Genomic DNA, 24,780 nt, shown 5'->3' on the forward strand with positions numbered 1-24,780 from the left:
GGGCCAGTTTCGCTCCGCTGTTAGCATACGGGCGTCTGGTTCGGCGGCAGGTCGATTCGCGGGTTGGGGGTTGTACGGGCCGGTCGTGGTTCGTGCGCCGGCGATGTTTGGGCTATGAGGGCGCTGGTGGTTGTTTCTGCGTGGTCGAGGTGGCGACCGCAGGCGATTCGGGACGCTGACCAGTGGCGCGACGCGATGCCGCGGTGATGAGGGTGCGCTGCCAGTCGGGTGGGACCGCAGCGAAGATTCCGCGGTCGATAGTGGCCAGCGCCTGTGCAGCGACCTCGGCGGGGTCGATGCCGTCGGTGGACATGCCTGTCGAGACCAGGGCGGGGCAGATCATGCTCACGCCGATCGGCGTGTCGGCCAGTGCCAGCGCGGTGTGTTCGGCCACGGCCACGACGGCGTGCTTGGAGGGTCCGTAAGCGCCGCCGCTGGGAAAGGTCAGCACCCCAGCCAATGAGCCGGTGATCAGGATGTGCGCGGGCTGGTTCGCGGCCAGCAGTCTGGGTACGAACGCACGCAAGCCGTTGACAACGCCACCGACGTTGACCGCGAACACCCTGTTCCAGTCAGGAGCGGCCACTTCCCACGGAGCACCAAAGCTCCTACCGGTGATTCCGGCGTTCAGGCACACGACCCGGGCGTCGCCGGCGGCTTCAGCGAGCGATTCGACCGCATCCGGCATGGCAACGTCAGTGGGAACCGCTTGTGCCCCCAGTGACTGCGAAACTTCGCTCAATGTGACGGTGTCGATGTCGGCGAGCACGAGGTTGGCTCCACGGTCGGCCAGTGCATGCGCCAACGCGCGCCCGATGCCACTAGCTGCGCCGGTCACCACCGCTGTCATCCCATTCAGATCCACATTGTGCAGGCTATCGACCACGGCCACGCCGCCGTGGCAAACGGTTTCCCTCACCTCCCCTTACTGGGACCGGGTGGGCGTCGTCACGCGTGCGTGCGCCTCGCTACGCCGTGGCGGAGACGGGATCTGCCTGGCCGGTAGGTGCTTGACTTTGAGGCGGTCGCAGTTGGCGGGGTGAGTCGAGCAGGGATCGGCGTAGGTCTTGCAGCAGTCGGGTGCCGACCGGTGTCATGGTGAGGCCGCGCCAACCGGCCGAGGCGCGGTCGAGCACGGCCCACACCAGGCTGATGGCGCTGGTCTCGCCGGGGAATCGGCCAATGACCTTGGTCCGTCGCTTAGTTTCTCCAAAGGAGCGCTCAATGAAATTTGAGTGCCGAACGCGGCCATGGTGTTCAACCGGAAACCGCAGATAGGCGGTCAGCCCTGCTTTGTCGGTGAGCAGGATCCGCATAGCCGCCGGGTAGAGGTCGGAGTATTTAGCGGCGAACGCCTCGATCCGCTTGTCGACGATCTCAACCAGCTGCGGTCCCGGCTCGATACCCAGGCCGGTGGTATCAAAAATCGCCCAGTATCCGTCACGGACCTCGACTTGCATCCCGGTGGGGATCTTCGCAAGCACGTTGCGAAGGCGATGAATAAGACATCTCTGGCGCAACGCTTTTGGGTAGATTTGTTCGATGGCTGCGATCAGTCCCTTGGCGCCGTCAGAGACGATCAGCAGCGGAGTGGCAAGACCGCGTTCGCGCAGGTCGGTCAGGAAGTCGGACCACGCGTCGGTGGACTCTCCGGTCCCGGGTGACAATCCGACGAACACGGGTTTGCCCTCGGTGGTGACGCCCCAGGCGGCGAGCACAGGCTCGGCCGGCGACCCGGGATGCATCCGAAAGAAACTGGCGTCCAAAAACAGGTAGTCCAGAGCGATCTCACCGAGTGGGCGACGAGCCCACGCCTGGTATTCGGCCCGGATCGCCTTACAGACTTCCGAAACCGCGGACTTGGAGATCGCCGCCTGATCGCCGAGCGCTTCAGCGAGGGTGGCCTTGACATCCCGGACGGACAGGCCGCGGATGAACGAGGCGATCACCAGCGTTTCCAGGGCGTTGGTTTTCGTCACATGCTTACCGAACAGCCGAGAGGCGAACGCTTGCATGGTGCCACGCAGTTTCGGCCGCTCCAAGGTGACCGCACCTGTGGTGGTCTTGATGGTCACCGGCCGATATCCGTTGCGCGAACCGCCGTTAGCGTCGGCACAGGCGGCGGTACGTTGGTAGCGTTCACGACCGAGGAACTCGGTGACCTCAGCCTCCAGGGCCGCCTGCATCAGTAGCTGGGCGCCGAGGCGGGCGATTTCTTCAAGGATTTCAGGCAGTTCCCGATCCTCGGCGAACAGGGCGTCGATTTTGGTGCGGATACGGTCGGTCGCTGATACGCGGACAGGCACGGGCGTGACTCCTTCTTCGCAGACTTGCAGGTCGTGAAGCGGAACCTACGCGCGTGCTCCCTATTTACACCGGATCCCGGACACGACCTTCCACGTGGCGGCGTTATCCATGCTCCAACTACCCTTAGCTGTCTCCCAAATGGACATCGCGCCGCTCTACGACGACTGCGCCTTGCTGCCCGATTGGCCGGGCGTTCCTGTCGGCAACGAAGAGGGGGAGATCATCTCAGCCGCTCTGGGCGACAAGAAGGCGATCCTGCTTGCCCACCATGGCCAGGTCACCGCAGCGACCAGCGTCGAGGAAGCCTGTTCGCTGGCGATGCTCATCGAACGCGGAGCGAGACTGCAACTGACCGCTATGGCTGCCGGCACCATCAAGCCGCTGCCTGACCGGCTCGCCCGCGAAGCACACGACTGGACTCTCACCCCCAAGCGGAGCACGGCCAATTTCGCCTACTATGCCCGTCGCGCTCTCACCCGTCACCCCGACGTCTTCGCCCTGTAATTCCCCGACCACATGGACATTCACGTGCCGAATTCCTACCCGCCGCCGATCGAAGGCATCATCGCCTACCCAATTACCCCCTTCACCGCCGACGGTGCGGGGATCGACATTGACACGCTCGCGGCACTGGTCGAACGGCTCGTCGTCACCGGAGCGCACGCCATCGCCCCACTCGGTAGCACGGGGGAATCCGCCTACCTCAGTGAGACCGAGTTCGACACCGTCGCCGATATCGTCGCCGACGTCGTCGATGGCCGAGTCCCGGTCGTCGTCGGGGCCTCCGACTTAACCACTGCCAACACCATTCGCCGTGCCCGCCGCGCACAGCGCGCCGGGGCTGATGCGGTGATGATCTTGCCGGTCTCCTATTGGAAACTGTCAGACCGAGAGATTAGACAGCACTACGCCGCGGTCGCCGCCGCTGTCGACCTGCCGATCATGGCCTACAACAACCCCGCAACCAGCGGGATCGACATGCCACCGGAACTACTCGTCGAGATGTTCACAAATATTGACAACCTCACCATGGTCAAAGAGTCCACTGGTGACATACAGCGGATGCAGCGCATCAAGGAACTTTCTGGCGGCGCATTGCCGTTCTACAACGGCAGCAATCCGCTCGTGCTGGACGCATTGATCGAGGGAGCCAACGGATGGTGCACAGCCGCCGCCAACCTGTGCCCGCAGCCCTGCATCGATCTCTATGAGGCCGCAGTTTGTGGTGACCAGGCACGCGCACAGCAGATCTACAACATTCTCGCTCCACTGCTGCGGTTCATCGTCGAAGGTGGCCTACCGACCACCGTGAAGGCCGGGCTGTCTCTTCTCGGGCGTGACGTCGGGGATCCACGCGCCCCGCTGCTACCTCTCGACGACAACGGACGTACCCAACTGCAAGCAATACTGGCCCACATCCAGGATCCGGGATAACCATCGACACAACACTTGTACTCGACACACTGACCACTGCCGCCGGCCAGCCTGGAGTCGACAACGAGAAGAGCATGACCTGTGGGGTCGATGCCTGATGTTGTTGCACGATACCCGGGCTCTACAAAGCCCGCGCAATTCGAAACGCGAGGGCCTTCCTAAGCGACGCATGTACACAAAGGGATGAGCGACCGGCGACGCAAACACCAGCAACCGCAATCTGTGGTTGCGGTACTAAACTACTTTCGATTACGGAAGTGACGAGGAGAAACATGCGGAACAAGCAACCCGAAACCATTGTTGCGGCTGCAATTCAACTCGCGTCCGAAGTAGGCGACGTGGCCACGAATCTGCAAAACGCGGAGGAGCTGTGCCTTGAAGCAGTGCGAAAAGGTGCTCGTCTGATCGCATTGCCTGAGTTCTTCACATCACGGATTGTCTTCGACCAACGAGTTCATGAGGCTGTGCTATCGACCGACAACGAAGCAGTGCACATGCTATTGCGCCTGTCTCAGGCTCACGAATGTTGGATCGGTGGTTCCATGCTGGTTGCGGATGACGGCGAAATCTATAATCGCTATTACTTCGCCGAGCCCGACGGCAGCTTGCACAGTCATGACAAGGATATGCCCACACTCTGGGAGAACGCCTTTTACGGGACCGGCCACGACGACGGACTGTTCGAAACCAGCATCGGCGGTGTAGGGGCCGCAGTGTGCTGGGAGTTGATTCGCAGCCAAACCCCTCGTCGCCTGGCCAGCAACGTCAATGTCGTGATGACGGGCACGCATTGGTGGACCGGTCCGAGCAATTGGGGATCGTTGATTCAACGACTATTCGCGCCGTCCAGTCAATACAATCGATACATGTCCGAGAACGCGCCAGCCGAACTGGCGCGATGCCTGGGCGTGCCGGTTATCCAGGCTTCGCACTGCGGGAGCTTCCGTTCAGGCTATCTCGTCTTGCCTGGCATAGATGCCGCGATTCCCTACGACACCGATTTTGTTGGCTGCACGCAAATTGTGGACGCGCAAGGGCATGTGCTTGCCCAACGCCAGGCATTCGAAGGTCCCGGTGTTGTGACCGCCGAGATCTCATTGAAGGCAAAAAAAGCCACTCAGCCGATACCCAATCGTTTCTGGATCCCGGATTTGCCTATTCTCGTCCGGCTTATTTGGCACCACCAGAATCTGTGCGCCAAATCTTATTATCGCCGTAAGGGGCGCACCCGTGGTCTATCAGCAGCGCAGCGCAGTGGACCGAAATCGGTGAACGCGAAATCTACCCCGAAAAGGCCCAATTCAGCGCCGCCGGCCGACCAAGCCTAGACCCACGCGCCAAACCCAGCCCACATGCCCCCGGCTGCGCCCGAGCTGTTGACTATCGCTTGCCGGAGTTTTTGCGCCGCGATGTGGCCGGCTTCTTCGGCTGTTCCGAAGACGCTACCGCGCGCGACCTCACGGCCGGTGCTACCCACTCACGCAGGAAGTCGCGCAAGTCTTGGCCCTGTCGCGGTGGCCGGCCGGGGTCAAGAACAAATGATTGGGTCACGCGCAGGGTGAATTCGACGAGCCCATCGAGCGCTTTGTCGTCGAAGCCCGCCGCTGCCCAATCCAGGTCGTAGCGCTCGATGATTGATTTGCCGAACACGAACGCTGCCTCTGAGGTCATTCCCTCCGAATTCGCGCCCGCTCGGCCAGGCGTGATGAGCAAGCCGAGGTATTTTTCTTTGGGTAGCTGCTCCAAGGTGTGGGCTATCGCTTCAACCACAGCTTCAGCTGGATCGTGGATTCCCTGCAGGTGGATGGCCAGATTGTCCAGGTAGGGACCAGCTTCTTGAATAGCGGTGTGCAGGAGCAATGCTTTGGTGCTTGGGAAGTACCGATACACGGTTTGCCGGGTCACGCCGAGTTCGTTGGCGATATCGGCGATGCGCATCGCTTCGCCGCGCTGGTCGATAGCCCGTCGCGCAGCATCCAGAATGCGTTGGATGGCCTCTTCGTCACTAACTGGCGTGTCGCCAGACCAACCGTGGGTGCGCATCGCGACCTTCCAGGAGCGTAGACAACGTTCGTCGGCTCAGGCTATAACGATGTACTCACCATGCTATGCCCGCGGTGTCATGTCCGCGTCATTTTTTACCTGCGCCCACCGAGTACCAGCGCGGCGCGATCGAGGGATCGTCATTGAATTTTTGGAACCAGTGGTCGGCGAATGCGGGCACGTTCTCTTCGGCAGGGTCATGGTTGGGCCCTTGGCAGCGGACTAAGCCCGCGAGCATCTGCACCAGCTCTCGCCGGGGGACACCGTCATAGGTCGACCTCAGATGCCCCGGTAGTTTGCGGTGCGCTTTGCGCGCGTGTCGAATTGCGTGTGGCGACAGGCCATTAGGCAACAGGCGTCCGTAGTGTCCGCCGTCCCGGGCAGGGACATGCTGTTGGAAACCTGTGGAGACGATCGACAGAATTGTGCTCATGTGGTGGAAGACATCGCCGATGACTTTCACGCGATAGGGGAAGCTGCCGTGAACGGCGTTGTAAACGATCTGCGCCGAACTCCGGTGTTCGATTTCCTCGACGAAGTGCCAGAGGAATAGTGATGCTACTTCTTCGTCGCCGGGACGAAAGAATTCGTCCTCGTGGTCGAGAAACACTTTGAAGTATGGCGTGAACGTGGCTTCGACCACGGCCGGGTAAGCCAGCCGCCAGGCTAGCGGTTTGGTGGCCGTGAGGTGCTTGTACGAGGCGGTTATCGAGGCTTCCACGTCTCGCAATCCCGGCCAGCGGCGCACCAAGGCGCGAATATGGTTGACATGCGCAGCCGAGTGCTGAGCCTCTTGACGTAGGTAGGCATCGGCTTCCTCGACGTGAGCGGCCTTGCGCATCAAGGGAATCGCCTCGCGTGTGGAATCGACGATAAATTTCTCGAAGCCGGGCGCAAAGAACGAGATCAGGTTGCAGATCATCCCGAAACCCGGACGCTCAGGTTGCCAGTTAAACGGAACATCGTCACTGGCGAATTTGAACCGCACTCGTCGGACCTGGATAGCTGCCATGATCGTCGCCCTGCCTTCCTGAACCAAGGTCGGTCCGGCTCGTCTGCGAGTTTCCCAAAACGTCTGTCAAATAAGCAGATACGTAGCAGTTGATCCGTTGAGAATGCCAAGCGGGCAAACGGCCATACGTATAGTAAAAGTGTATGGCCAAGACTGCGGTGCGTCAACGCGGGTAATCGGCGCGATACTTGACTACCGAGGACCTCGATTCGAGGCTTCGTCGGTCGAGGCTTTGCCTAGTTATGCACGTGGCTTCGCGCTGGACCTGGCGGGATAAATCGGGATGTCGTCGTCCCACGGTTGACGAGTAACCAGATCGTTGACGAGCACCTCACCTCGCTCAAACTCACCCGTGGCGGCATCAACGAGTCGATACTGCTGGCGTTGTCGATGAATGGGTTGTGCGTCGAGCAGCACCACCCGCACCTCCGCGGGCTCGAAGTGGCACCGCTGCTGCAACGCGTCGATGAGTTGTTCGTTGCTCATGTGTCCGTCGCCGAAGTTCCAGCCGACGGCCGTAGATACGATGCGCTCTCCGTCGATCAGGGTGTATGCGCCCTCGTCGTTGCCTGCCATGGCGCGATGGGCCAAGGTGAACAGCGCTCGACCGTGGGTGTTGAACGCGCGGAAGGCGTATCCCATGTAGAGATAGAGTTCTGCGGTTTCTTTGTCACCAAAAAGCTTTTCGGTTTGAGCGGGCGGCATGCTCGCGATCGAGACGATATTGCTCTCGATTTTCTCCTCGGCCGAGGCCGTGACGCACCACATTGAGATGTCCCAGTTGCCGGCGTAATACCGCATGCCGGGCAGGAAAGAAACCTTAGGCGGAGATATGTTTCCCAACACGACGGTTCCGGCGCTCGCGGCGAACAGGATCGCCACCGGAACGGGATTTTCCACGTCGGCTAGTCCAAGATTCGCGTGCCCGACGAACAGCGCTACGACGCCGAACATCATGAATACGTTCCACTCCAGCGGCACGCCCATCGGAATCGCCGACAGGATGCCGAAATGGAAGCAGATCATGACGAACGCAGCGATCGTGGTGAGCCAGCCTCCGTGAGCGAAGAACAGCAAAAGCGGCACGGCCAGCTCCACGAACGTGCTGATGTGAGCGAGAATGCGTGCCCAGCGTCCCGGGCGCAGATCGTCGGGGAAGTCTTTGAAGAACTTTCGTTTGATCCAGCGAGGACGAAGCACGGGATTGTTGCTCATCATCGTCGCCATGACGAACGGGAAGTGCTGGTTAATCTTTGAGATCGCCGCACCCAGCCAGATGATCAGGAAGATGATTTTCGCCGCCACGATCATGTCAACCCCGCTGTACGAGGTAAATAGAAACGTGGCGGTTAGTGCGCCATACACCTCGCCTCGGGCGGCGAGAAAGATCACCTTGTCGCGCAGCCCTAGCAGCGCCAACAACCCAAGGACGGTCCAGATCTGCCAGATCGGCAGCACGCCGACCGTGGTGTGCAAGCCCGGCGCTGCACCGGTGCCGTCTGAGAAGATCGCAAACATCAGAACAACGAGCAACATGGCGTAGAGAGCGCAGTCGAGGCGGGTGCGACTGGTACCAGTAGTCACCGGGACACGGCTCGGCCATGGCGGAAGTCGAATCGTTCTAGGGCGCAACCAATACAGGATCGAACCCATGGGCGGTAGGAATCTGTTGTTCAGCGGACCGAAGCCGCAGCCTAGCCCGATGACTTCGAACAGCATGGTGTAGAGCACGACCTTTTCAAAAACGATTGGCTCGGCGTACCAGCGGGCAACGTCGGTAAAGCCATCAATGCCACTCGTGCGCAGGGCGATAAGCCAACCGCCAAGGATGTAGAGAGCGATCTTGACGACGTAGAACAGATGCATCACAACTGGAGTGCCGAAGCCGACCTCGGCCCAATGCCGCGCCATGGGCCGGATTTTCTGAGCCCGAGTGCCGGTGCTCCACTGCCGGTAGTCGACGGCGGGGCTGTCTTGTTCGAGAAAACCCATAAGATCCTCCGGCAGTTGTTACTCGTCGTCGCCGTGCGACGTCGTGAACGTGGGGCGCCAGCCGGTGCCCATGCCCCAGTCTCAGCACGAAGACCACCACCAGCCGAGACTAGACATATTCCTATTTTTGGTTAGCCATCGGCGACCGTAGCACAGTCACCCGGCTTCGACATCACAAATGTCACCACTGCGCCGGAGCTTGGCTCGGCCTTGTGGCCGGGTTGCGCCAGGCTACCGCCGTGCTGTAGTGATTGACTAGACGCTTGTGGAATGTGTCTAGTCAGGTTCGGGAAGAGAGGCATGCCGACCAACGACGCCGACGCGATTGCTGTCGAGTTGCCCAGCTATCGGGCATGCGCCCAGACCTGGGACAGATGAGCCGCCTACCGGATCTGGCACGAAGCGAACCCGGCTCTGCCGCGCACCGATAAGGAGACCGCGTGACCATCACCAACCAGTCGGCCAACTCCTATGCCTACTCCGACGTGCTGATCGTCGGCGCCGGGCTGTCCGGCATTGGGGCGGCATACCGGATTCAAGAACAGAACCCAGACCTGAGCTACACAATCTTGGAGCGCCGCGCACGCGTAGGAGGCACATGGGACCTGTTTCAGTACCCGGGTGTGCGATCTGACAGCGATATCTTTACCTTGAGCTTTCCGTGGCGGCCGTGGACACGATCAGAAACCATCGCGCGCGGCAGCGACATTCGCGCCTATATCGCCGATAGCGCACACGAACACGGAATCGACCGTCACATCGAGTTCGACACCACGATGCTGGCCGCGAACTGGGATTGGACCTGCGATACCTGGACCGTCACCGCCCGCCGCGATGGCCGAGACCGTCACTACCGGTGCCGGTTCATTTTCTTCGGCACCGGATATTACAGCTACGACCGACCGTACACACCGAATCTGCCAGGTGCTGAATCATTCTGCGGGACAATCATTCACCCGCAGCACTGGCCGGAGGGATTCGACTATAGCGGCAAGCGGGTAGTAGTGGTCGGTAACGGCGCAACCGCGGTCAGCATGATCCCAACCTTGACCGAGACGGCCGGCGACGTGACTTTGTTGCAGCGATCACCGGGCTATGTCGTGTCGCAGCGGGAGCACAACTCGATAAACAACGCGATCCGCGCGGCGCTGCCCTCCCGGGCCGCGCACGCCGTGGTGCGATGGTGGAACGTAGCCTTGGGGACTTCGACGTTTGCTTTTGCCCGGAAAGCGCCGAAGTTGACCCGGCGGTGGGTCCGTCGGCTCGCCAAGGCCCAACTTCCCGCCCACTTCGACGTCGACACTCACTTCAACCCGAAGTATGACCCGTGGGATCAACGCGTGTGCGTCTCGCTGGATGGCGATCTTTACACCACGATCCGGCAAGGCCGCCTCAACGTGGTCACCGACCATATCGAGCGCCTCGATGCCAGCGGAATAGTACTGCGTTCCGGTACGCACCTCGACGCCGACGTGATCGTCACCGCAACCGGATTTCAGCTAGAGCTACTGGGCGCGGTGAAGGTCAGCATCGGCGATCAACAGATCAAACCGCACGAGCATTGGAGCTACAAAACACACCTGCTCAACGATGTACCGAACCTGGCCTGGTGTATCGGCTACACCAATGTGTCGTGGACATTGCGCGCGGACACAACAGCCCGCTACGTCGCAAAGTTGTTGGCTTACATGGATTCACACCGGTACACCCACGCCTACCCGCATCTCGAAAACGCCGATGCCATGGCCACGAGACCCGCCTTCGACCTCCGCTCCGGGTACGTGTTGCGTTCGCCCAACGTGTTACCGAAGTCCGGAGATCGCGAACCGTGGCAGGTGCGCCAGAATTTCCTGCTCGACATGCTGGCCTTCCGGCTCAATCGGATCGACGAGTGCATGGTGTTCGGCAGAGTCGACGACCGCCCGCACATCCCACAAGCCATGCGTGAGAGGAGCGAATCTTGACACGTCCGGTGCTGAGTTCATGAGGATAAAGCCGGGGCTGCACGCCGGCAGCTTCCTGCCAACAAGAATCGTCAAACCAGCCCGTGTTCACGACAATCAGTGGAAACCGGTGAAGGTATGACAGCCGATCCCAAAGCTGTTGTCGCTGCTCTGTGGGAGACCGTCTGTGCCCGGAACTGGAACTTGGTCAAACAGCATCTATCTGTGGACTGCGTCTACCTCGACATGCCGACTGGCCCAACTCTGGCTGCCCGTGGACCCGACGACATCGTGAAACGCCTGAAGGTAGCCCTTGAGCCGCTGGCCGGCTACACAGGGTTCCCCGGTGTGATGCTGTCCGACAAAGACGACGTCATGTATGAACATTCCGAGCGTTGGACATGGGAATCCGGGGAAACCGCGTTGCTGAACTTTGTTTCGGTGCACAAGGTCATTGACGGCAAAATCGCTCTGTGGAAGGACTACTGGGACTTCGCCGCGATCGCCAATCATGCGCCGCCGACCTGGATAGAAAGCATGAGCTCCGCCGACATGTCCTGGATCTACGACGCCACAGGAAAAGTCAGCCCTTTCTTGGTTGGCGAGCACGAGTGAGTTCTGACCGGTGGGCTGCCTTCAAGGGTGCCACCCCTGGCTCTCGGTGTTGCTGGGCTGGCATGCGACATACTTCGGCGTGCTCAGCGGTAGTCGGCCGGCCATGCCCGAGGAGTGTCGCTATGAGACCACCCGCGAGTGGGAAGTTCGCACAAGCTGAGCCGTGCACTGCGCGCCAGCCGAGTCGAGCAGCACCAGATCTTCGAACCGCTGGCGATGCGGCGTCGGATCGTGCTAATTTCATTGACTAGACGTTTTTTAGATTATGTCTACCGAGAGGGGATGTGAGCGTGGCAGGACGACTGGCGGGGAAGGTTGCGCTGATCAGTGGGGGTGCGCGGGGGATGGGCGCTGCGCATATGCGGGCCCTAGCGGATGAAGGGGCGATGGTTGTCGCGGGTGATGTGCTCGACGATGAAGGTGCGGCGCTGACTGCGGAGCTCAATGAGTCTGCGCTGTACGTACACCTCGATGTCACCGACCCAGGTGACTGGGAAGGAGCGGTCGTTTCGACGGTAGAACGGTTTGGCCGGCTCGACGTATTGATCAACAATGCGGGAATCCTGAACTATGGCCCACTGGAAGACTTCGATATCGCTGAATGGCACCGAATCATCGAAATAAACCTGACCGGCGTGTTCCTCGGCATGCGTGCTGTTATCAAAGCGATGGACGCTACGGGCGGCGGCTCGATCATCAATATCTCGTCTATCGACGGTCTCAATGGCAGCCCTGGTGCCGTCGGGTATGTGGCATCGAAATGGGGAGTGCGCGGTTTGACCAAGTGCGCGGCACTGGAGTTGGCGTCGCGGAATATTCGGGTGAATTCGGTGCACCCCGGTTTGATCCGTACCCCAATGATCGATGGCTTTCCCGAAGATGTGTTCAACATCCCCATGCGGCGGGCCGGTGACCCGATGGAGGTCTCAAAGATGGTCGTGTATTTGGCGAGCGACGACTCCGCCTACTCCACCGGCTCGGAGTTCGTCGTCGATGGTGGCGTGGCTGCGGGCTTGGCACATCGCGACGATCTCTTCGAACTGAACCACGCCGGTACCGGATGACGTGCTGCCACCCCCGAAAATCAACCGCGCGATCGACAGAACTCTTCGCACAACGGCAAGGCGGGCGGCTTCGCGCCGAGCAGCATCGTGGCCGTCAGTCAGAAAGGATGGACCGGTATGGAGGTTGCGCCAGCGGCGCTGACGTTACAGCTGCCGCACCTGCGGCTTAGCGCCCTGGCGTGGGGCCCTAGCGATGGTGTGCTGGCGCTGTGCCTGCATGGCTTTCCTGATACCGCATGGTGCTGGCGTTACTTGGGCCCTGAGCTCGCCTCGCTGGGCTACCGGGTGGTTGCCCCCTTCACCCGCGGCTACGCACCCTCGGACATCCCGCCGGATCGGGATTACCACATCGGGGCATTGATGTACGACGCGCTGGCGATCCACGAACATCTTCGGGCGAAGAACGCAGTGCTGATTGGACACGACTGGGGAGCGGTGACCAGTAACGCAATCGCTGCCTACCCAATGAACCCATTTTCCAAGGTTGTGTCGCTGTCGGTTCCACCGTTTCCAGCCATGAATCGGGTGGGGCGTAGCCTGCCCCGCAACGCTGGGGTGCTGCTCAGGCAGCTAAAGCTCAGTTGGTACATCTCGTTCATCCAGCTGCCTGGTATACCCGAACAGTTGCTGCACAAGATGATTCCCAAGCTGTGGCGCGACTGGGCACCGGGCTATGACACGAAGATCGAGGTGTCCAACGCGCTGAACGCCATTCCCAACGCCGCACATCGACAAGCGATGCTCTCCTACTATCGCGCACTCACCAGACCCAACCGTTGTAGTCGACGGTATGCGACGATGCAGCGGTACAGCACCGCTACGCCGCTGGGGCCGATGCTCTGCCTTCACGGCGAGCAGGACCGTGCATTGCAGATCGACTTTGCTGCGAAGGTGCTCGATGTTCTCCCGGCAGGCAGCCAAGCCGAGACGGTCGCCAATGCGGGCCACTTCCTGCTTGTTGAACAGCCTGAGGTAGTGAACCGGCACATCATCGACTACCTTGGCAGCCCCTCATCACCCTGAGCCGGCTACCGCACAACGGCTGGGCTTGGGTCTAGTGACATGTTCACGGGCCCAGTGCAGCTCATATCCACCCCAATAACCCGAATACGATCAAACCCACCGCGTCCACGCCAAAGATACAACCGGTCACGACAGCCTTCGAACGTACCCGCGGCATGTCGTGCACCCAGAACGACACCGCGAAGAACGGCAGATACCCGGCCAGGAAGATCAACACTGGCATCGACGCCTGCCACCACGGGTAATCCCAGGTCAGTACGCCTGCGTGATGCAGACCGATTTCGACGCCCACTGCCAGCCATGCGTTGACCACCGCGAACAGCCATCGATTCGGGACGCCCAGGATGCGCATACCCGGATCAGCGGGCAACAACTTCGCCGCGACAATCCCTAACACAGCGAACATTAACGAGATCTCGATATTGAGGCCGATAAGGATCTGGTAGGCGGAATGCCCGGGTGCGCCCCACACCGGGGCACGGCCAGTGCCATAAAAGACCAGCGCATTCCAGATTTCGTTGAACCAATCCATGCCCCAGAAAGCCAGTCCCGCGAAGAGCACATTCCAGTTTCGTCGCTCGACTTCAACCGCGTAGACATAAAGAACCAGAACAAACAGAGGAATGATGTACCACTGAAACTGACTGATGTCGCGCAGATGCTCCAGTGCATCTCTGGCGGAGTCGGTCACGATGCCTCTCTTATGCTCGCTAGCGGTTGACCGCGATCATCGCACACCCCATAGCCGCATTGTTTCGTGCCAAAGACTGCGCAAGCGAGACCGTCTCTGCGGTAAGTGATCTCACCACGGTTGCCGCAGCCGCGCGCCATGGTGTGCAATGGCGACATGGCCCAGAACCATGAACCCAGAGCTGCGCTTTCCCCACAAGAGCGGGTCGACGCCTGGCTCTCAGACTTCGAGGCGGCGCTGTCGGTACGCGATATTGATCGAATAGCTGCGAAGTTCGCTCCGAATAGCTACTGGCGCGATCTGATCGCGTTCAGCTGGAACATCAAGACCCTTGAGGGCCGCGATCAGATCGCCGGCATGTTGAATGCGCGGCTAGCTGACACCGCCCCGTCCGGTTTCCAGACCCGCGAGACCCCGACTGTCGACGGCGATGTGCTCACCGCATTCATCGAATTCGAAACTGCGGTCGGCCGGGGCGTCGGGCACCTGCGGCTGCAAACCGACGCCGATGCCGACCGGGCGTGGACGCTGCTGACGGCGCTGCAGGAACTTAAAGGGCACGAAGAGCGAACCGGGCCGTCACGCGAACTGGGTGCCGTGCATGGCGGCAACCCCGACCCGAGGTCGTGGGCCGAGAAACGCGCCGCGGAGTCTGCCGCGTTGGGCCACACGGTTCAGCCCTATGTCCTCGTGGTCGGCGGCGGCCAGGGCGGCATCGCGCTCGGGGCTCGGCTGCGCCAGCTCAGGGTGCCGTCGCTGGTAATAGATCGCCACGAGCGTCCTGGCGACCAGTGGCGCAATCGATACAAGTCGCTGTACCTACACGACCCCGTATGGTACGACCACCTGCCGTATCTACCTTTCCCACAAAATTGGCCAGTGTTCTCACCTAAGGACAAGATCGGCGACTGGCTGGAGTTCTACACCAAAGTCATGGAGGTCCCGTACTGGTCGAACACCACCTGCATGGCGGCGTCCTACGACGGACAGCGATGGGCGGTGGAGGTCGACCATAGCGGGGAACGGATGATCTTGTATCCGTCGCACCTGGTCCTGGCAACGGGGATGGCGGGAAAACCGAACGTTCCGAAACTGAACGGTCAGGACGTGTTCGCTGGCGATCAACACCACTCCAGCGCTCATCCTGGGGCCGACCGCTACGTGGGACAAAGAGCGGTCGTGGTCGGGTCGAACAACTCCGCACACGACATCTGCCAAGCACTCTACGAAAACGGGGTCGACGTGACGATGGTGCAGCGCTCGTCCACCCATGTGGTGAAGTCGGATTCGCTAATGGATCTGGGCTTCGGCGATCTGTACTCAGAGCGCGCTCTCGCGGCCGGAATCACCACCGAGAAGGCCGACCTCACGACGGCCTCTGTGCCGTATCGGATCATGCACGAGGTGCAAATCCCGATATACGACGCAATCCGAGAACGCGACAAGGACTTCTACGAACGGCTGGAGTCTGCGGGATTTGAGCTGGACTGGGGCGACGACGGCTCTGGTCTGGCAATGAAGTACCTGCGCCGCGGTTCGGGCTACTACATCGATGTGGGCGCATCCGATCTGGTGGCTGAGGGCAAGATCAAACTCGCGCATGGGCAGGTCGATCACCTCACCGAGGACTCGCTGGTCCTAACCGACAGTACCGAACTGCCGGCCGACCTCATCGTGTACGCGACCGGGTTCGGCTCGATGAACGGCTGGGCGGCCGATCTGATCAGCCAGGACGTGGCCGACAAGGTCGGCAAGGTGTGGGGCCTCGGCAGTGATACGGCGAAGGATCCCGGCCCGTGGGAGGGCGAGCAGCGCAACATGTGGAAACCAACCCAGCAGGAGAACCTCTGGTTCCACGGCGGCAATCTCTACCAGGCACGACACTATTCGCTGTACCTGGCGCTACAGCTCAAGGCTCGCTACGAGGGCATCCCGACCCCGGTGTACGGGCTGCAAGAGGTTCATCATTTGAGCTGATCAATCAGGGCGGTGTCGCCAGCGAAGATGTGGTCAGCGCCGGGAGCACTTTGTCGGTGAGCAAGTGGAGCGACTTCCATGCCTCGTCGGCTGGCATGCCCCCAACGAGCGGATGCATTACCAGTGGCGCAAATTCTGTCGCCTCATTTAGCTCAGCGATGAGTTGGTCGGGGGTGAGGAACCGGTATCGTCCTGACTCCCGGACCTCATCGAGGGTGGTGACGCCGGGCAAGTGCATCAACGATCTTTGGTGGCCTTGTGCCCAGCGGCCATACGTGACGGCCTCCCAAAGGATGTGATCACCGAGCTCGGCCCACGCTCGGTCCGGGTCCTCGTGGAGATAGAGCATGCCGCGGTTGCGGGCAGGCGGCATCAGTATGAGCGGCGTCAAACCTTTGGCGGAGCACAGTTCGGTGTAGTAGGCGGCAAGTTCGGGCAGATGATCCGACAAGCTCAATGGCAGGCCAAGCCGAGCCGCACGTTCGGCTGTCGCGCGCACACCGCCGCCGATGTACAGCGGCGGGTGTGGACGCGAGAATGGGCGGACCGCGTCGTCGGAGTGACTGCGCCAGACGCTCAGCATCGCTGACACCAGCTCCTCGACATCCCGACCCCGAGTGTGAAAGTCCCTGCCCAACAACGCATATTCGTTCGACCGGTAACCGATGCCAATGGTTACGTGCAATCGCCCGCCGCTCATCGTGTCGATCAAGGCAATGTCTTCGGCTAGCCGTATCGGGTCCCACAGCGGCCCCTGTAGACAATCGGCACTGGCAATGATGCGGTTCGTACAGGCCAGGAGTGCTCCGGCGACCAGCACCGGGTTATTGGACCAACCGTGCCCAGTGGCGTGGTGCTCGTCCACGCTTACCGCGCTGATGCCCTGCGTATCAGCCCATTTTGTGATCTCGATAGCAGTCGTCAGCCGCTCCCGGCGCTGACGAGGGTCACCGCCGGGAGTGGCGAAATTGAATCGCAGGACGGTCAGTGTCATGTGTTCTCCTACGTCGGCTGCCCATGTCTCGGCGTCATTTGCTGTGGATCAGAGGCAATCTGAAGCGCCGTCGACAACGAATAGCGCTCCGCTTGTGTAGCTACTGTGCTCGGTGCACAGGAATGCGATGGTCGGCGCAATCTCATCGACGCCGCCGAACCGGGCCATTGGGATGTGCGCGACTTCGGCCTTGACGATCTCTGGAATCGCTTTGGCGGGTGCGGTCATTGGTGTGTCGATGACTCCGGGTGCCACTGCGTTGATACGGATGCCTTTGGGCGCCCACGCCGCTGCTAGCGTGCGTGTAATCGTGATCATTCCGGCTTTGGCAGCTCCGTATCCGGGAACGAGAGCCACTGCGCGCAATGCGGCCATGGAAGCGAGATTGACGACGCTGGCTCCGCCAGGGGCCGTGGATTTGCGAAGCGCCGAGCGCAGCCCCACGGTAAGCCGATAGGGCCCGACCAGGTTAAGCGCCACCGACGCGTCGAAGCCCTCAGGCCGGGATTCGTCAAGTCCCTGGGGGAAGTTGGCGCCCGCATTGTTGATCAAGACATCCAACCGATCGAAGGATTCGGTGAGCGCGTCGATCGACTTCGGATCATCGAGGCACAGTTGGCGGTATTGCATTCCCGTCAGATCCGTCTCGTAGGAGTCGGCTTCGGGTCGGGTCCCGGTTACGGTCACCTCGGCGCCGGCGTCGCGAAACAAGGTGGCTGTGGCGTGGCCGATTCCGCTGGTCCCTCCGGTAATCAGCACAGTCGTACCGGTGAATTCGAATGTGACGCGGGCAGTCATGTGTAACTCTCAATCTGTTTGGTGAGCCAGGCGCGTTCCCAGAAGTTGTCGCACCCGGCGAGCAGGTGATCGTGGGCTGCCAGCAGGACACCGCGTGCCCTGGCGTTCTTGGGGGACACTTGGACAACCAGCTCAGCGAGGTGAATAGCGTGGACCGGGCGGGCTGCGGCGAGGTGCTCTTCAGCGCGGGTCAGCAAGTGGTCGGGACCGGCCAGAGCGACCACGTCAACCGCGATTTCGGCGTTGTCAATCGCATACAGCTCGGTGGTCGAGCGATGGTGAAACCAACCTGAGTAATGCTCCCAGATCGCTCGCACATTCCAGGACACCTTGCCGTAGCCTTGGCCGACGTCAAGTTCGGGTGGCAGGGTGATTTCACGCATCAACGAGAAGACGTCTTTGCCGGCGTTCATCCCGGAAACGGTCTGTTCGTGCAGGTAGGCGATCGCGTCACGCATTCGGGTCAGCTCGGCCTGAATACGATCGGAGCCCGTGATGGGATCGAAGTGCCCAGTGATGAGCATCTCGGGTTGCAGGCCGCGCACCCGATCGATCGCGGCGATGGCGGCCAGCGGGTCGCGATACCGATCGCCGCGCATCGTGACGAAGTTCGGAATATGCCCGAAAAGTGCTCCGAAGGTGTTGCCGCACAAGCAGATCGACTGCTCCGGTAACCAGACGACCATTGAATCGGTGGTTTCCCCGCCCGGCGTCGCCAGCAAGTGCAGGGTCCGGCCACCTGCGGTGAGTGTCAACGTATCGTCTACCTCGATATCAGCCGTCGGCCTGGCCTGCGCCGGTAGTCTTGCGCCGAAGCGTTCCTGGATGGTGGCGATGCCCCGCGCGAGCGTGCCGGCAAAGGCGAACGCGCTGTTGCGTGCGCGGTAGGGGGCCAGGCGTTCGTTGTCATCGCGCCATTGCCGCCAGTTGGCCTGGGCCACAATCTCGGTGCCCGTGTCGCGCATGACCTCGAGTCCTCCGACATGGTCGTAGTGCCCCTGCGTCAGAATGATGTAGCGAATCGGTGAGTTGTCGACTGCATCAAAATTGGCTCGGTGCACCGGACTTTCGAAGCCCATGCCGGTGTTGACGACCACCCGGCCGTCGCTGGTGGTTAGCAGGTAAGAGTTGGATAGCCCGGGGGATACCCAGATTCCCGGGGCGATTTGTTCAGCTCGGCGAGCCGATGCGGGTGTCATTGCCTCGGCACCGGGCCGCCCGCGGTACACGGGTTCGAACTGCGCGTCCGGCGTGCTCATGGGCGCTCCTAGCTGTCTTCGCTAACGTGGGCTTCGGGCCGGACGTCGAACCGGTCGAAATAGAAGTCGAACCGAGAACGCAGCTGCTCGGCGCTGATCCCGAAATGCCCGCGCAGGTCATAGCGGATGTGGCCATGTTTGCCGGGCGGGTTGGCGGCGAGATAGTTCGTGAACGCGCCGCGAACGGCCGGCGTCAACGCGATACCGCAACGCGCGTAGAGCTTTTCGAGCAGCTCAAGCTCGTGGCCGTTTAAGTGGTGAAAACTGATGTCGATGCTGCGCTCGGCAGCAACCAGGTCACGATCTCGCACGCATGCCCCCAGCAGCCGGTGGACCCTATCGCTCCAGTATTCGAGGAGCCACTGCGGGTCGATGGCGCGGCGACGCAGCCGATCGGAATAGGCCAGCATTGTGATGGTGGACTGTACAACTGCCACCGGATCTCGGTGAGTGAACACGATGGTCGCGTCGGGAAAGGTCGCAAGCAGAGCGGGAAGCTGTTCACAATGTTGCGGTGATTTCAGCACCCAGGTCTGCGGGCCCCGCAGAAAAGTCAACGCCTGCAGCACCTTCTTGAGGTGCGCGTAGTGACGCGCTTGGTCAAGTGCGAGGTAGAAGTCGCGCCATCCTGGAACACGCGCGTGCCATTCAAGGACATAGGAGGCGAAGTCCAGGTCCAATAACTCGACTTCTTCCTCGATAGCCTCAGGAAATCTGTCGTGCATCGCCGCGACATGAGGCGCGGTGAGCATCATGGCCTCGTGCTCTGCTTTTGCCTCGCGGTATCGGGGATCGACCCCAAAGACATCGGGTCCACGGCCAGGCAGAGGCATCGGCTCGCGGCTTTCCCAGTACGGCAGAGCGCGGCGGCGCGGATCGGCTGCCAACATGTTCACCAAATGAGTGGTTCCTGACCTGGGCATCCCGACCACGATCAAGGGCTTTTCGATCGGAATCGCCTCGATCTCTGGGTACCGCTTGTTCAGGTCGTTGAACGACAACCGGTTACGCAAAAGTCGGACGATCCGCGCTCGCAGCGTCGCTCGGATCATCTGGTTCAGGCCTTCATCGGCTTCGATCGCCTCGACGTAAGCTGCGGCCCGCGTAGCCACGCCGTCAGCCTCGTCGAGATCGTCAACGCCGGCCTGCACTGTCGCCTCGTCGATCATCTGCGACAGGTCCAGATCGACGTGGCGCGATTCAGTGTGATCAAGGATTTGCTGCTGGACAGCCGTTAACCGCGGGTCGAGAAGATCATCGAACTGCAACGGCTCGGCTGCTCCCACCATCGGCGCCTCCGATCCACATTGACCACGTCGAATATTCGAAGTAGCCTTCGAATTTGTGGCAAGGTCGAAGGTAGCCACCCCTCATGGCGACCGTCAAGCGCTATCGCCACCAACCGAGCGGGTGATCGCCGTGTTGCAACTGCTGGCCGCCGACCCCGAGCGGTCGCTGTCCCTGACTCGCATCGCGCGGACTCTGCAGATCAGCCCGGCGACCGCGCACGCCATCTTGAACACGCTGGCCGCCCATTGCTGGGTGGTTCGCGACCAGCAGACCAATGGCTATGCCTGGGGACCGGCCATGAGCGGGTTGACCAAGACAACCGGGAATCGCCACCTCCGCGGCTATCTGCAGGAACTACACGAAGCGACGGGAGTTCAGGTGTTGGTGGCGCGGCGGGAGTCGACGACGCTAACCCTCGTCGACAGTGTCGGCGACTCATTGAGCGCACCAGCGCTAAGGGCCGGGTTTCGGCTCCCCCTGGTGGCCCCATTCGGCCGCGATTACGTCGCATGGGCCGACGCGAACGTGCAGAACGCCTGGCTGCAGGGCGCCGGTGCGCCGTCGAGCGCACTGCGGAGCCGACTTCGTGCCGTGCTGGGCGAGATCCGCGACCGCGGATTCGTCATCGAGCGCCTCACCCGCGAGTACGTGCGCGTGTACGCTGCATTACGCGCGCTGGCCGCCGACGGCGAAGCCGATGCGATCACCACCCGATTGGCCCGTGCGTTCGCCGACTTGACTCTGGTCGACTACTTGCCCGCCGAACTCGACGGGCAGAACACGCACGCGATCGCGACTGTGTCGGCGCCCGTGAAAGACTCCGACGGGGCCGTGATCATGTCAGTGACCGCGGCGCCGTTCGCCGAAATCACTAGGGCCGAACTGAGGGAGCTCGCAACGCACGTGTGTACGACGGCGAGGCGGATCGAATCCGCACAGCCCCTTCCTGTTGGCGCTCGGGTGCCCTGACGCGCGTTGTCGCTGTTAGTAATCGGGTTCGGGCCGCATCGATCCGATGTAGTAGGTTTCGCGCCCGGTTGGGTAGCCGCCACCATCGGTGGCGATGTGAACGTGGTCGTAGTGGTTCAGAGTTTCTGAGCCGTAGTCCGCCGTCCAACTCGGAGCACCGATACCTGGATAGATCCGCTGCCTCCAGATGACGTGGAGCACTCCCCATCTTTTGGCGTTCGCCAAGGCGTATCCAGCGATTTGGTTGCCCAGTTCAATACCGTCGTCGCTGCCATGGTTCGGGATCATGACGTCGATCGCCAGCCCGTTCGGATGCCATTTCAAAGCATCCTGACGAAACCCGAAGATTTTCGTGACCTGTGGAAACATGACGCTGATAGCGCGCGCCGCCCAGATGGTCTTGAGCTGCAAACCATCTTCTAAGGCGACGCCAGCTGGCAGGGCGAGCTTGAATTCCTGACCAGCGGCCGGCGCGCTCGCCGCCAACGATTGGGCCTCGGCGGGACTGGCGATATGCCCCGCGGCGCCGGACGCAGCTTCGGGGCGTGCCGGGGCCACCGCGGGGTTTTCGAGACAACATCGGGACTCTGTGGCCTGGGCGTAAAGCATGGCGCCAGATACACCAACCGAGACGATCAAAGCTAGCCAGCGGCTGCGGCCATTGGCTAGCACGTTTCTGACCACGCAGAACACCCTAGTGTCGCGACAACGTTGGTATCGGGATCTCGGGACATCTGGTGGCCATTTTTTTACGGCGCTGCGGCGTGATAGGTCGGCAATGGTTGGGGCTTTCCACCGTTCGCTTCTCTTTGGCCTTCATGGAATTCGCGAAAGTCACGTCGCGGTATACCGGGCTGGCATGACGCCCGGTGCCGGATCACGGGAATTTCCCGGCTAGCTGACGCCGCGCTGGAAGACCAGGTAGGCCCACAGCGTGGTCTTGTCGCCCACCATGCCTAGCATGTTTCCTGTCACACCCCAGGCTTTACGATTGAGAGTGGTCTTCGTGCTGATCCGGACCGCGCCGTCGTCAAGCGCCTCCACGTTGGCGTGCAGGGGAATCGGCGCGGTGTGCCCTTTGACGGTGAGATCGGCCCGCACATCAACCGTGTCAGTTCCGTTCGGCTCTGCGGCGGCAACAACAACTTTGATGTCGGGGTAGTTCTCGACGTCCAAGAAGGTACGACCACGCAGGTCTTCGTCACGTTTACGTAGTTTGGTGTTCAGCGACGCGGCGACGATGTTAACTCGTCCCGATACTTCGCCAGTATTGGTGATTTGGCCGTCGCCACTGAACTCGGTGAAGGCGCCGTGCACCATGAGCGCACCCCACATCGTCTTGTTCCTGAATGTAATTCGTGTCCGTCCGGGTACCAGCGTCCATACCCCGACTGATTCGGGATCGCTTAGAAGTTCTGTGACTGTTGCCATCTCGCCTCCGCGATAATTGTATGGCCTGGCCACCGCGGATGCGAACATTAATCCGACAGCTATATCCCTGGAAAATCATGATCCCGACTTGGAGCCCAGGAGCACCAAGCGCTAGAAGTGATATAGATATGTGGTACAGAATGTGGGCGTCCACGCCGGACTGACAACCTTTCCACAGTAGTTACGGCAGTACGGTGTGCATCAACATCACGTTGTAAGCCGACCACAGCGATAGGTTGAAGTACACGTCTTTGCCTGTTGACCAGGGATGCATCATGGGCGCGTAGATGCCACCGGGCATTTGCCAAGAGGACACCAGCATTTGCTCGGGACTCCACGGTCCTTGCGGCGCCGGCGCGGTGCGCGCCACGATATCGTTCATGCCGTTGCTGTAGAGCGCCAAATATTTCCGTAGATAGGTGTTGTACTGCACCGACATTTCACCAACTGGACCCGGAATAACCGGCGTAGCCGCGGACGGCTTGTTCGGGACCCAGGATCCCGCGCCATCGCCATTCCAGTATTGGTACTTGGTGAGGTCGGGGATAAACCGCTGCGGAACGCGTGCGACACGTGCCGAACCCCCGCGCCCGGACGGGGTTCCGAACGAGTAGACGTAGCCATCAGCCGCCTTGAGGAATGCCCCCATCTGGAAGTTCTCATTGCCCGGCACGAATCTGACTCGCTTGCTGCCGGCTGGCCGGGCGGTACGGACGGTGCCGGGGTACACCCCCCAGCTTTGGCCGTTGTCGGGCGACACAGCAATCGCCGAGTAGTTTGTGGTCCACTCGCCGTCGCGACCCCAGTTCCGAACCGACATGAAGTTGATGTACTGAGTTCTGCCCACGGAGATGCCTGCAGTCGGAATGACTCCTGTTTCCTGCGGCGCGAACTTGATGCTGTGGATGATCTGCCGGGAAAAACCTGGTAGGGCCAGCGGTGAGCCCGAGTACTTGTTGGAAGCTGCGCCAGGCGCCACATGAATTCCCTGGGCCAGGTCTCGGTCTTGGCTGCGGAACAGCGTGTTGTAACGCCACTGCTTCCCCTTGACACGGCAAAAGCCAAATGTGTCGCCGAAGGCCATCAGCACCTGATGGTTGGCGGGGTCACCGTTGTCCCAGAGGACCCCGAGATCGGTCCCAGAGATACCGAATCTTTGCAGCGTTTTGTTGGGGCTGTTTGGCCCGCTGACCCATTCGACCAGTGAAGTCGGCGCGCCAGCAATCGGCGGCGCCGGGTTCGGGTTCGGTGCCGGCGGGGCTGGTACGGGGGCCGCGTTCGGGGCCACTTGGCCAGCGTTCGGCGGCGATGGATTGCCCCCTCGAGGCCGAGGGGGAGTCGGCGCGGGCACCGCGGCTTGCTGCTGCAGCGGCGCGGAGCGTCGACCACCTGGATTCAATAACGACGATATAAGCGGTCCCAGCTTGGGTAGTGGGGCGCGGTCGTTGGTACCGCGCGGCCGGCGGCCAGTGGGCAGCGGCCCAAGCCGAGCGTTGCCGGGCGAAGTTACCGCCGCTCTGGGCGGGGGTGCAGCGTTGGCTGCCTCCCCGCTGCACGGAACGGCGGTCGCGGCAGGGGAGAGGCCTACGGCAACGGTTAATCCGGTAGCAGCCGCTGACGCCATGAATAACGACACGATTCGAGGAATCGGCGACATGTCATACCTTTCCAGGGGCAGGACGCCGCATTGACGTCCGCTATTCGCTGATGTGAAGATAGTGATTCTTGGGGTTTCTGTGGTAGCTGGTATCACTGATAGGTATGAGTCCGTGACCGTGTCGCAACGATTTTGTTCCTGTCCACAGCGATCGAGGCGGCAGAATCCAGCATTGCTGCAGCGGTTATCTTCGATATAGATGCGACCGGTATTCGCGGCGAGGTTGCCCTGGTGGTTCCCGTCGCCGAATGAACTGCAACGCGTGGGCTAACGGAGACTTT

General features: G+C 61.1%; 21 protein-coding genes and 1 pseudogene. 9 read left to right on the forward strand and 13 right to left on the reverse strand.

The annotated features are described in order from the left end of the window. Positions 1 to 112 precede the first annotated feature (112 nt). On the reverse strand, positions 113 to 919 hold the full coding sequence (locus ACO07W_RS20160) for an SDR family NAD(P)-dependent oxidoreductase (RefSeq protein ID WP_421839996.1): 807 nt from the start codon (positions 917 to 919) through the stop codon (positions 113 to 115). Positions 920 to 968: 49 nt separating this feature from the next. Next, the gene (locus ACO07W_RS20165; RefSeq protein WP_421840121.1) at positions 969 to 2,306 is read right to left on the reverse strand and encodes an IS256 family transposase; all 1,338 of its coding nucleotides are present in this window, start codon (positions 2,304 to 2,306) and stop codon (positions 969 to 971) included. 88 nt (positions 2,307 to 2,394) lie between these two features. Here ACO07W_RS20165 and ACO07W_RS20170 point away from each other — a divergent pair. From ACO07W_RS20170 to ACO07W_RS20180, 3 genes and pseudogenes are all read left to right on the forward strand, one after another. Beyond that, positions 2,395 to 2,811: pseudogene (locus tag ACO07W_RS20170) on the forward strand (class II aldolase/adducin family protein); the annotation flags it as partial. Between the two features lie 24 nt (positions 2,812 to 2,835). Further along, the gene (locus ACO07W_RS20175) at positions 2,836 to 3,741 is read left to right on the forward strand and encodes a dihydrodipicolinate synthase family protein (protein ID WP_421845384.1); all 906 of its coding nucleotides are present in this window, start codon (positions 2,836 to 2,838) and stop codon (positions 3,739 to 3,741) included. A 272-nt stretch (positions 3,742 to 4,013) separates the two neighbouring features. After that, complete coding sequence (locus tag ACO07W_RS20180) at positions 4,014 to 5,069, forward strand: carbon-nitrogen hydrolase family protein (protein ID WP_421845385.1); 1,056 nt, start codon at positions 4,014 to 4,016, stop codon at positions 5,067 to 5,069. A 52-nt stretch (positions 5,070 to 5,121) separates the two neighbouring features. On the opposite strand, the gene ACO07W_RS20185 is transcribed toward ACO07W_RS20180, so the two are convergent. The 3 genes from ACO07W_RS20185 to ACO07W_RS20195 form a co-directional block, all read right to left on the reverse strand. Then, positions 5,122 to 5,784, reverse strand: a complete 663-nt coding sequence (locus tag ACO07W_RS20185; protein ID WP_421845386.1) for a TetR/AcrR family transcriptional regulator — start codon at positions 5,782 to 5,784, stop codon at positions 5,122 to 5,124. 88 nt (positions 5,785 to 5,872) lie between these two features. Then, positions 5,873 to 6,772, reverse strand: a complete 900-nt coding sequence (locus ACO07W_RS20190; RefSeq protein WP_421845387.1) for a metal-dependent hydrolase — start codon at positions 6,770 to 6,772, stop codon at positions 5,873 to 5,875. Positions 6,773 to 7,036: 264 nt separating this feature from the next. Then, the gene (locus tag ACO07W_RS20195; protein ID WP_421845388.1) at positions 7,037 to 8,788 is read right to left on the reverse strand and encodes a DUF3556 domain-containing protein; all 1,752 of its coding nucleotides are present in this window, start codon (positions 8,786 to 8,788) and stop codon (positions 7,037 to 7,039) included. Positions 8,789 to 9,228: 440 nt separating this feature from the next. Here ACO07W_RS20195 and ACO07W_RS20200 point away from each other — a divergent pair, with 440 nt between their 5' ends. From ACO07W_RS20200 to ACO07W_RS20215, 4 genes are all read left to right on the forward strand, one after another. Continuing rightward, positions 9,229 to 10,752 (forward strand): flavin-containing monooxygenase, encoded by a 1,524-nt coding sequence (locus ACO07W_RS20200; protein WP_421845389.1) that lies wholly within the window; start codon positions 9,229 to 9,231, stop codon positions 10,750 to 10,752. A gap of 117 nt (positions 10,753 to 10,869) precedes the next feature. Then, a complete protein-coding gene (locus ACO07W_RS20205; RefSeq protein ID WP_421845390.1) occupies positions 10,870 to 11,346 on the forward strand; it encodes a nuclear transport factor 2 family protein in 477 nt (158 codons plus the stop codon). Between the two features lie 290 nt (positions 11,347 to 11,636). After that, a complete protein-coding gene (locus ACO07W_RS20210) occupies positions 11,637 to 12,410 on the forward strand; it encodes a glucose 1-dehydrogenase (protein WP_421845391.1) in 774 nt (257 codons plus the stop codon). A 117-nt stretch (positions 12,411 to 12,527) separates the two neighbouring features. Beyond that, positions 12,528 to 13,433 (forward strand): alpha/beta fold hydrolase, encoded by a 906-nt coding sequence (locus tag ACO07W_RS20215; protein WP_421845392.1) that lies wholly within the window; start codon positions 12,528 to 12,530, stop codon positions 13,431 to 13,433. Positions 13,434 to 13,494: 61 nt separating this feature from the next. Here the strand turns inward: ACO07W_RS20215 and ACO07W_RS20220 are convergent, their stop codons facing one another. Next, entirely contained in the window at positions 13,495 to 14,124 is a 630-nt protein-coding gene (locus ACO07W_RS20220) for a hypothetical protein (RefSeq protein ID WP_421845393.1), read from the reverse strand. Between the two features lie 156 nt (positions 14,125 to 14,280). On the opposite strand from ACO07W_RS20220, the gene ACO07W_RS20225 reads away from it, so the two are divergent. Next, positions 14,281 to 16,101: an NAD(P)-binding domain-containing protein gene (locus ACO07W_RS20225; RefSeq protein ID WP_421845394.1), complete on the forward strand. Its 1,821-nt coding sequence runs from the start codon at positions 14,281 to 14,283 to the stop codon at positions 16,099 to 16,101. A 4-nt stretch (positions 16,102 to 16,105) separates the two neighbouring features. On the opposite strand, the gene ACO07W_RS20230 is transcribed toward ACO07W_RS20225, so the two are convergent. Genes ACO07W_RS20230 through ACO07W_RS20245 form a run of 4 tightly spaced genes read right to left on the reverse strand, consistent with a single transcriptional unit; the run spans position 16,106 to position 20,441 of the window. Next, positions 16,106 to 17,095, reverse strand: coding sequence for an LLM class flavin-dependent oxidoreductase (locus ACO07W_RS20230; RefSeq protein WP_421845395.1), 990 nt, complete (start codon positions 17,093 to 17,095; stop codon positions 16,106 to 16,108). Between the two features lie 48 nt (positions 17,096 to 17,143). Next, the gene (locus ACO07W_RS20235; RefSeq protein ID WP_421845396.1) at positions 17,144 to 17,893 is read right to left on the reverse strand and encodes an SDR family NAD(P)-dependent oxidoreductase; all 750 of its coding nucleotides are present in this window, start codon (positions 17,891 to 17,893) and stop codon (positions 17,144 to 17,146) included. After that, positions 17,890 to 19,152, reverse strand: a complete 1,263-nt coding sequence (locus ACO07W_RS20240) for an alkyl sulfatase dimerization domain-containing protein (RefSeq protein ID WP_421845397.1) — start codon at positions 19,150 to 19,152, stop codon at positions 17,890 to 17,892. The genes ACO07W_RS20235 and ACO07W_RS20240 overlap by 4 nt, the downstream gene beginning before the upstream one ends. Positions 19,153 to 19,160: 8 nt before the next feature. Further along, positions 19,161 to 20,441, reverse strand: coding sequence for a sulfotransferase family protein (locus ACO07W_RS20245; RefSeq protein ID WP_421845398.1), 1,281 nt, complete (start codon positions 20,439 to 20,441; stop codon positions 19,161 to 19,163). 55 nt (positions 20,442 to 20,496) lie between these two features. On the opposite strand from ACO07W_RS20245, the gene ACO07W_RS20250 reads away from it, so the two are divergent. Next, positions 20,497 to 21,411, forward strand: a complete 915-nt coding sequence (locus ACO07W_RS20250; RefSeq protein ID WP_421845399.1) for a helix-turn-helix domain-containing protein — start codon at positions 20,497 to 20,499, stop codon at positions 21,409 to 21,411. A 15-nt stretch (positions 21,412 to 21,426) separates the two neighbouring features. Here the strand turns inward: ACO07W_RS20250 and ACO07W_RS20255 are convergent, their stop codons facing one another. The 3 genes from ACO07W_RS20255 to ACO07W_RS20265 form a co-directional block, all read right to left on the reverse strand. After that, positions 21,427 to 22,104 carry a glycoside hydrolase gene (locus ACO07W_RS20255; RefSeq protein ID WP_421845400.1) on the reverse strand — a complete coding sequence of 226 codons (678 nt, stop codon included), beginning with the start codon at positions 22,102 to 22,104 and terminating at the stop codon, positions 21,427 to 21,429. A gap of 201 nt (positions 22,105 to 22,305) precedes the next feature. Beyond that, positions 22,306 to 22,842: a YceI family protein gene (locus tag ACO07W_RS20260; RefSeq protein WP_421845401.1), complete on the reverse strand. Its 537-nt coding sequence runs from the start codon at positions 22,840 to 22,842 to the stop codon at positions 22,306 to 22,308. Between the two features lie 181 nt (positions 22,843 to 23,023). Next, entirely contained in the window at positions 23,024 to 24,499 is a 1,476-nt protein-coding gene (locus ACO07W_RS20265; RefSeq protein WP_421845402.1) for a DUF4185 domain-containing protein, read from the reverse strand. Positions 24,500 to 24,780: the final 281 nt, after the last annotated feature.

The organism is Mycobacterium sp., assembly GCF_965230835.1.
Lineage (GTDB): Bacteria > Actinomycetota > Actinomycetes > Mycobacteriales > Mycobacteriaceae > Mycobacterium.